We start from the raw sequence: 6,894 nt of genomic DNA, 5'->3' as shown, positions 1-6,894 counted from the left end.
GAGGCGTTCTCGCGGCTTGAGTCCGTCGCGGCTGAAGTGCGCGTCTGGTGGCTCGATGGTGAACCCAGGCTGCTGACGCCCCATCCGGATAGCCCGTTTGAGCGCGGGCTGGTGCCCGACCTTGATCACATCGGGCCTGCAGTGCGGCGCCTAGGATGCCGGTTCGTCACAACCGACGTGGCCCTTCGCTCGGACGGGGTGTGGCGGGTCGTCGAAGTCGGTGACGGCCAAGTCAGTGATCTGCACCAGTCGAGCAGCCGAGGCGAATTGGCCGCACTGCTGGTCGGTCCGTAGCACTTACGCTCCTTCCCCGCACCAAGTCGAGTGGTGTGCTCGTCGGGCCTTGACCGGTTCGTGGGCTAGAGCCAGTCGTCTGTGTCGCGGTGGCGGCCGAGTCCGACTGCGGAGAACTCGTCGATGTGATTGCCCTTGGCAGCGCCGAGTCGCCGCAGTGCCTGAGAGATCGGAGTGCCGCTCGTCGGCGAGGGCTCCCCTTCGGCCAGGCGCAATGGGCCAAGGACTATCTTCCCGGCATCCCAGACCTGCGCGGTCTGAGTCCCTGCCCCGCCGAAGTACTCGGCCTCGACGTAGGCCACCGGTCCTGTCTCCGAGTACGCGGTCAGCAGACGATCAAAGCCTGCTGGCGCCTTCCAGAACCCGTCGAGTTCGGGTGCTCCGGCGGCCGTGACCGCATCGAACAGTGCGCCGGTCATCGGCAAGAGCCAGAGGTGTTGACCGAGAGGAACGATGCACGCCTCTGTGATGGAGCCGGCCAACTCGCGGAGGATTCGGTGGCGATGACCGCCTGCAGGCAATACATCCGCTCATTCTCGCCTGGCCGCTGATCGCTGCGAGATGCCGGGTATGCCAAGGTCGACCGGTGCGACCCTGGCGAGTCGACGGGTCTGGTCCCGCTTCTGGCGCAGGAAAGACAAGGTGAGGTCGATTCCTTCGATCTCACCGAGCCACCCCTCTGCTTCGGCTCGGGCCCGGCGGGTTAGAAGGTCGACTTCGATCTCGTCGAGGCGGGGCAGCATCTTCGGGTTAATGTTGATCATGGGACATCTCAGACAGGCGTGCTCATGCTGGCAAGGTGTCGAGTAGGGGCGGGCACATCCTCCCAACTCGACTTTGCGCTGGTCGAAGTGCTCCTCGAAGCCGAGCCATTCGGGTTCGGTGACCGGCCGGTACTCGTCGGTTGGCCTGGCTTGGCGGCGCCGGTCGAGAAATCCCTGGTAGTGCCGGACGACGTCCTCGTTGAACACGGCGACATAACCGCGAGTCGTTTGAAGATTCAAATGCCCGAGTAGGGCTGCTCCGATGTGGATCGGGAGCCCGCTGTTGACGAGTTCCGTGGCCAGGAGTCGGCGAAAATCGTGCGGCGTGAAGCTGGTGGCAAGGAAGCCGGGGTGCTGTTCGGCGAGCTCGACGCAGTGGCGCTTCAGCATGTTCACCACGGTGGTGTCCGACATGACCTCGTGCTTGGTCCCGATCTTGCGTTGGAACAAGAACGGCATGGGCGGGCTGCTCTGCCGTTCCTTCGGGTCGTAGCGGGGCAGCAGCGGGATGGTCTGGCCGCCGGCAGTGTGGCGGCGGACGATGGACGCGATGACAGCGAACAGCTCGGCGGACATCGGGATGACGCGTTCCCGGTCGCTCTTCGAGGGAGCGACTACGAGCAAGGCGATGACCTCGCCGTTGGGCCGTTGATACTGCCGGATGCTGAGATGGGTGAGTTCCAGGGCCTCCTCTATACGCACGCCTGAGTGCCGCAGGACCTCAACGATCGCCCACTCCCAGAAAGCGGCGTCCTCGGCGTGCGTGACGTTGATGTACTTGCCGCTCTCCAGGTCGCGGACGCGGACGTTCGCCAGTCCTCCGAGCCGGACGCGGCGTTCGTCCACCCGGCTCCACAGGCTGGGTGATCGCGGGCACTGCCCGGCATGAGAGCAGGGCCTGGCGGTATACGGGGAAAATCCAGGGGAGCGGACGGCCGCGCGCTGCTACGGTCGGGCGCTATGAGCTGGCTCCCCGATGACTTCGTCCATCCCGTCCTGGTACCGCTGCCGGGCAGTAGTCATCACCTGCGGCCGATCCGGGAGGCGGACACCCCGCTCGACTATCCGGCTGTGATGGGTTCGCGCGAGCGGCTGTGGACCATCTTCGGCCCAGCCTGGGGCTGGCCCGCGGCCACCATGACCTACGAGGCCGACCAGGCCGACCTGTTGCGGCACGAGAAGGAGATCGCCGCACACCAGTCTTTCAACTACGCGCTGTTCGACGCGGCGGAGACAGCTCTGCTCGGCTGCGTCTACATCGACCCACCGGAGAGGGTCGGCGCGGACGGCGAGATCTCCTGGTGGGTGGTGGACGAGCTGGTGGGCAGCGAGGTCGAGCAGGCCCTCGACGAGCTGGTGCCGCAGTGGATCGCCGCCGACTGGCCGTTCGAGCAGCCGCGCTACCTCGGCCGCGAGATCTCCTGGTCGGACTGGCTCGCCCTGCCGAAGCACCCCGACGCGTAAGAGGTCGCGCAGATAGGCGTGATGGGGCACCCCGGGGACAAGGCAGGCGCAGGTCCTGGTGATCGTGGAATTACGACGCTCTGTGATCGCTTGGGGGTTGTGCCTGCGCTGACATCGCGAACCTGACTCCTGACACGCCCTAGACTGCCCGCATGTCGAACGCAAGTCCGGTGGCTGATTCGCTGGAGCGCCAATGGCCGCCCACGTTGGCCGTTGACGAACTCCGTCTGCAGCGGGAGTTCCTCTCTTTCCTGCGCATCACCGTTGTCAACAAGATCTCTGGCCTGGACACCAGCCAGGCGGCGGCCACCCCGCTGCCGACATCGCCGTTCATGAGCCTGGCCGGAGTGGTCAAGCACCTCACAGCGGTAGAGCGTTTCTGGATGTCGATCGTCGGTGGCGGATCAGACCTGCCGTCCCTGTGGGAGGCAGACGACGTCAATGCGGACTGGCAACTGAATGAGAGCGACACTCCGTCCGGCATCGTCGCCGCCTACAGGGCTGAGTGGTTCCGGTCGGAGCAGGCGCTGGCCGGCAAGACGGCCGGCGACCGCGCAACGCGGAGCGTCAGCGGCAAGGAGTACACCGTGCGATGGCTGCTCAGCCACGTCATCCAGGAGACGGCTCGTCATGTCGGCCACATGGACCTGCTCCGCGAGATGGCTGACGGCGCGCGCGGCGAATAGGGGAGGTTCACGGTCGTCGGCACGGCCGGTTGTCCCAGCGGTGGGTCGTCCAGGACCGCCGGATCAGACTGCGCACGATGATCACGGTGTCGGCGAGGTCGAAGAAGGCATCGACGACGGTGGCCCGCCGTTCGTAGCAGCGTGCGAGGCGGTGGAAGGCGTTCTGCCAGGCGTGAGTGCGTTCGACGTGCCAGCGCTGACTTGCCTGGATCGGTGCCTTCACGCCCTTGTGCGCGATCCGGCCGTGCAGGCCGCGCTCGCTGAGCAGGGTGCGGGTGGTGTCCGAGTCGTATCCGGCGTCCAGATGCACGGTGATGTCGTCGGGCAACGGCCCGAGGTCGTCCAGACGATCCAGGGTGGGGGCGAGCAGCGGGGAGTCGTGGCGGTTCGCCCCGGCCAGGACACCACCCAGCGGCATGCCGTATCCATCCGTCATGCCCGAGCGTTTCAGCCCCTGCTTGCCGCGGTCGACTGCCTCGGCAGGGACTCACGCTGGTTTCGGCAGGTTCATCAGCGCGAGCTTGGCCGGGTCGATCACGACCGTGATGTCAGTGATCCGGCCGTCGACGACGGTGAACGCGAGGACCGAGAGCGGGGTGCCGTCCTCGCGCCAGGAAATGGTCCCCGGGAGGCCGTTGACGAGCACCGCCCGCCCCTGCGTGGCTGCGCTGGCGGACAGTTGCGCGCCGGCTGCGACCTTGGTGGCGCCGAGGGTGACGACCGCGCCGGACGGGGTGTCGACGGTCAGTTTCACCTCGGGGTCGAGTACCCGCAGCAACTCCTCGAAGTCGCCGCGGCGAGCCGCTGCCAGGAAGGCCTGGACTACCTGTCGCTGCTCCCGTCCGACGCCGGTCGGTTGCTCAATCGTCTGCACCTTCCTGCGGGCGCGGCTGGCGAGCATCTTGGTGGCGGCGGTGGACTTGCCAAGGATCTGGCCGATCTCGTCGAACGACACCGCGAACAGGTCGTGCAGCACGAACGCCAGCCGCTCGCTCGGCCCGAGCGACTCCAGAACGACGAGGAGCGCGAGCCCGACCGAGTCGGCGAGCACCGCATCGTCCTCGGGAGCAGGATTGTCGTCGAGCGTGACCACGAGCTCGGATAGACCGTCGTCGTAGGACGCCTCCGGGCGTGCCTGGCGCGATCGCAGGACATCGAGGCTGATCCGGCCGACCACCGTGGTCAGCCAGCCGGCGAGGTTGTGGATGGTCGCCGCGTCCTGGCGGGAGAGCCGCAGCCAGGCCTCCTGGACCACGTCCTCGGCGTCGGCGTGCGATCCGAGCATGCGGTGGGCGACCGCGCGCAACCGGTCGCGCTGGGCCTCGAACGTCTCTGCTATCGGGTCCGTCGGGCTGGTGTCGGACATGTTGTTACCTTCCTCGGCTCTGCTCCGTCATGGGGATGACGGGTCCGGAAGGGCGCAGGTAACCGATGAACCACCGATGAAGGAGTCAGACCGATGGAAGCACGTGTGAAGAGCCCGGCCAATCCCGACGTGATCACAGCAATCCAGCACCTCTACAAGGCGATTCATTCCGGGGGCGTCGACAAGCACCTGCTGTCGCTGGTCCATCTGCGTGTCAGCCAGATCAACGGTTGCAGCCCGTGCGTCTTCGCCACGATCCAGTCGGCGAAGCAGGCCGGTGAGACGGAGGAGCGGCTGCACAACGTGGTCGCGTGGCGCGAGACACCCTTCTACACCGAGGAGGAGCGGGCGGCCCTCGCCCTGACCGAGGCCGCCACCCGGCTCCAGGACGGCGCACCGGGCGTCACCGACGAGATCTGGGACGCCGCCGCTGAACACTTCAGCGAGGAGCAACTGGGCTCGATCACCCTGGAGATCGCGATGACCAACTTCTTCAACCGGATCAACCGCACGGTCCGGGAGCAGGCCGGCAAGACCTGGTGAGTCGGGCGGGGCGTCATCCCCTCGGGGGCCGCGCCTTCGGCTGGGGCCCGGCTGCGCGGCGGCAACATCAGAACCAGATTCCGTGGGGGCGGAATCCGTCACGGACATGTCCACCACACAAAACACCAGATCAGACCCCATGAATCACTGCTGAGCTGCCCATAAGCCAGTTGCCTCGCGGGTCGGTGGGACAGAGACGGGGACGTCGGTTCAGGCGGGGACGAAGATGTCTGGTGGTGACGCGTCCAGGATGAGTCCGTTGTCGAAGCGGACTCGTACCGTCACGCGGGGCCCCTGTTCCTGGAAGGCGGTCCACGCCGGTTCCAGTGCGCCGACCTTCTGCTCGAGCTGCGTCCTGCTTTGCGGGGGCATGCCGTCACCGTAGGAGTCGAGCAGCGACTTCAGTCGCTCGTACTCGCGGACGTCGGCGCTCTCGCGGACGTGCTCGATGACTTGTTCCACGGTTCCTTCGGTGCCGGCGGCGAGGGAGAGGATCCCGATGACTGCCCCGGCCACCTCGATCGGGTCGGTCAGGCGGAGGTCGGCGGCCAGCTTGACCCGCTGGCCTTCCTGCAGATTCATCGTCTCTCCCTGTTCTACGGTGCGGTTCCTGCCCGTCCCATGATCGCGCTCGTCACCCCGCCTCGTGACACCGGCTGGCCGCCCGGGATGATCTCGAGTGCCCGGTCAACATCAAGTACGACATCGACGGCACGTCGATCTCCTGCGCCTCCCAGCCTGGAGTGGTTGCCCTCATGCTGGACCAGCACGCCCTCCCCGGCGGACGCATCCTCGAACTGGGCGCCAGCACTGGCTACAACGCCGCCCTCCTCGCCTACCTGGTCGGCGACAGCGGTCACGTCAATCGACGCCGAGGCCCTGGCCGGCGTGCTGGACCAGCCACGCACCGAGGAGTGGACCGGCATGCTGGTCCGGGCCATGGAGTCGCCGGAGTGGATGGAGCTGTTCGTCTCCTGCAGCTGAGACCGAGCGCGATAGGTGGCCCCTGAGCACGCCAGTTGGCCACTGAGGGTGACATGCGCGGCTGTCCGGCCGGGTGCCGGCTCGGGTTGCCGGTGCAGGCCGCAGGCCGCAGGCGTGGGCTGGCCAGCCGCGGCCGTACGGTCTGCTTTGGGAAGACCGCCTGGGCGGGTGTAGCCCGCGCCCGGCCCGGTAAGGCCGTTGTCACAGGCGGCGGCTATGTTGCAGCTCGATACGTACGCGAGGGGGGAGTGGCAATGGTGGTCGAGGTGGGGTACGCGCAGGCGTGGGACCTGGAGACGCGCGTCCCCTGGCAGCCGATATCCGTGGAGGAGGCCCGTGAGCGGGATGCCGCCGGGCTTCCATACGTGGTGGTGTACCGGGCGGCGGGCCGGGAGGCTCCGCTGGAGGTCCGGCTCGTGTCTTGGCGGGATCACTATGTCGGGCTGTGGGTCTACGACGCGCAGGGCCGCCGTACCTACGACCTGGACATGCGGCTGCTGGACGACCCGGCTCGGCTGCTGCGCCGGTATTCCGTCGGCTGGAACTACACCGGACCGGAGATGGCGGAATTCGACGAGGCGTGTCCGCGCATCACCGTGGAGCTCTTCCCGGACGGGAGGGGCCGGAGGACGGAGGAGCCCCGGGGCAAGGGCGGGGGCGCGCACGTCACCGTGCCCAGGGTCCGCCGCGACGAGCACTGAGAGATTTTCATCCTGATTTCGCAGGTCACGGTGCTGGTGTGGGGTGGGCGCGAGGTACTCGTGCAGGCCGGAGAGATGATCGTTTGACGGAG

9 protein-coding genes and 2 pseudogenes are annotated in these 6,894 nt (G+C 67.1%); 6 read left to right on the top strand and 5 right to left on the bottom strand.

The window, feature by feature from the left end:
* A partial coding sequence (locus ABT114_RS49690) for an ATP-grasp domain-containing protein (protein WP_351153811.1) occupies positions 1-294 on the top strand: 294 nt, incomplete at its 5' end.
* A 65-nt stretch (positions 295-359) separates the two neighbouring features.
* On the opposite strand, the gene ABT114_RS49685 is transcribed toward ABT114_RS49690, so the two are convergent.
* Together ABT114_RS49685 and ABT114_RS49680 are read right to left on the bottom strand one after the other, a co-directional pair.
* Positions 360-713 carry a hypothetical protein gene (locus tag ABT114_RS49685; RefSeq protein WP_351153808.1) on the bottom strand — a complete coding sequence of 118 codons (354 nt, stop codon included), beginning with the start codon at positions 711-713 and terminating at the stop codon, positions 360-362.
* Positions 714-824: 111 nt separating this feature from the next.
* A complete protein-coding gene (locus ABT114_RS49680) occupies positions 825-1,904 on the bottom strand; it encodes a tyrosine-type recombinase/integrase (protein ID WP_351153805.1) in 1,080 nt (359 codons plus the stop codon).
* 114 nt (positions 1,905-2,018) lie between these two features.
* Here ABT114_RS49680 and ABT114_RS49675 point away from each other — a divergent pair, with 114 nt between their 5' ends.
* Together ABT114_RS49675 and ABT114_RS49670 are read left to right on the top strand one after the other, a co-directional pair.
* Positions 2,019-2,522, top strand: coding sequence for a GNAT family N-acetyltransferase (locus ABT114_RS49675; RefSeq protein ID WP_351153802.1), 504 nt, complete (start codon positions 2,019-2,021; stop codon positions 2,520-2,522).
* Positions 2,523-2,674: 152 nt separating this feature from the next.
* Positions 2,675-3,208 carry a DinB family protein gene (locus ABT114_RS49670; RefSeq protein ID WP_351153800.1) on the top strand — a complete coding sequence of 178 codons (534 nt, stop codon included), beginning with the start codon at positions 2,675-2,677 and terminating at the stop codon, positions 3,206-3,208.
* 7 nt (positions 3,209-3,215) lie between these two features.
* Here ABT114_RS49670 and ABT114_RS49665 read toward each other — a convergent pair.
* Both ABT114_RS49665 and ABT114_RS49660 read right to left on the bottom strand, forming a co-directional pair.
* Positions 3,216-3,680 (bottom strand): annotated as a pseudogene (locus ABT114_RS49665) (transposase); the annotation flags it as partial.
* A gap of 15 nt (positions 3,681-3,695) precedes the next feature.
* Positions 3,696-4,574, bottom strand: a complete 879-nt coding sequence (locus ABT114_RS49660) for a sigma-70 family RNA polymerase sigma factor (protein WP_351153797.1) — start codon at positions 4,572-4,574, stop codon at positions 3,696-3,698.
* A gap of 93 nt (positions 4,575-4,667) precedes the next feature.
* Here ABT114_RS49660 and ABT114_RS49655 point away from each other — a divergent pair, with 93 nt between their 5' ends.
* Positions 4,668-5,117 carry a carboxymuconolactone decarboxylase family protein gene (locus ABT114_RS49655; RefSeq protein ID WP_351153795.1) on the top strand — a complete coding sequence of 150 codons (450 nt, stop codon included), beginning with the start codon at positions 4,668-4,670 and terminating at the stop codon, positions 5,115-5,117.
* Between the two features lie 210 nt (positions 5,118-5,327).
* On the opposite strand, the gene ABT114_RS49650 is transcribed toward ABT114_RS49655, so the two are convergent.
* Positions 5,328-5,699: a hypothetical protein gene (locus ABT114_RS49650; protein ID WP_351153792.1), complete on the bottom strand. Its 372-nt coding sequence runs from the start codon at positions 5,697-5,699 to the stop codon at positions 5,328-5,330.
* Positions 5,700-5,800: 101 nt separating this feature from the next.
* On the opposite strand from ABT114_RS49650, the pseudogene ABT114_RS49645 reads away from it, so the two are divergent.
* Together ABT114_RS49645 and ABT114_RS49640 are read left to right on the top strand one after the other, a co-directional pair.
* Positions 5,801-6,098, top strand: a pseudogene (locus ABT114_RS49645) (hypothetical protein); the annotation flags it as partial.
* A gap of 257 nt (positions 6,099-6,355) precedes the next feature.
* Entirely contained in the window at positions 6,356-6,802 is a 447-nt protein-coding gene (locus ABT114_RS49640; protein ID WP_351153789.1) for a hypothetical protein, read from the top strand.
* Positions 6,803-6,894: the final 92 nt, after the last annotated feature.

Origin of the sequence: Streptomyces sp. NPDC002088, assembly GCF_040296605.1 — a bacterium.
Classification (GTDB): domain Bacteria; phylum Actinomycetota; class Actinomycetes; order Streptomycetales; family Streptomycetaceae; genus Streptomyces.
The sequence above is the reverse complement of the archived record's forward strand: the minus strand, read 5'-3'. Positions and strand labels throughout refer to the sequence as shown.

What these genes read in the sequence shown, in the direction of transcription:
- ABT114_RS49685 (WP_351153808.1), bottom strand. Translation starts at nt 713, where the DNA reads ATGACCGGCGCACTGTTCGATGCGGTCACGGCCGCCGGAGCACCCGAA.
- ABT114_RS49675 (WP_351153802.1), top strand. Translation starts at nt 2,019, where the DNA reads ATGAGCTGGCTCCCCGATGACTTCGTCCATCCCGTCCTGGTACCGCTG.
- ABT114_RS49670 (WP_351153800.1), top strand. Translation starts at nt 2,675, where the DNA reads ATGTCGAACGCAAGTCCGGTGGCTGATTCGCTGGAGCGCCAATGGCCG.
- ABT114_RS49660 (WP_351153797.1), bottom strand. Translation starts at nt 4,574, where the DNA reads ATGTCCGACACCAGCCCGACGGACCCGATAGCAGAGACGTTCGAGGCC.
- ABT114_RS49655 (WP_351153795.1), top strand. Translation starts at nt 4,668, where the DNA reads ATGGAAGCACGTGTGAAGAGCCCGGCCAATCCCGACGTGATCACAGCA.
- ABT114_RS49650 (WP_351153792.1), bottom strand. Translation starts at nt 5,699, where the DNA reads ATGAATCTGCAGGAAGGCCAGCGGGTCAAGCTGGCCGCCGACCTCCGC.
- ABT114_RS49640 (WP_351153789.1), top strand. Translation starts at nt 6,356, where the DNA reads ATGGTGGTCGAGGTGGGGTACGCGCAGGCGTGGGACCTGGAGACGCGC.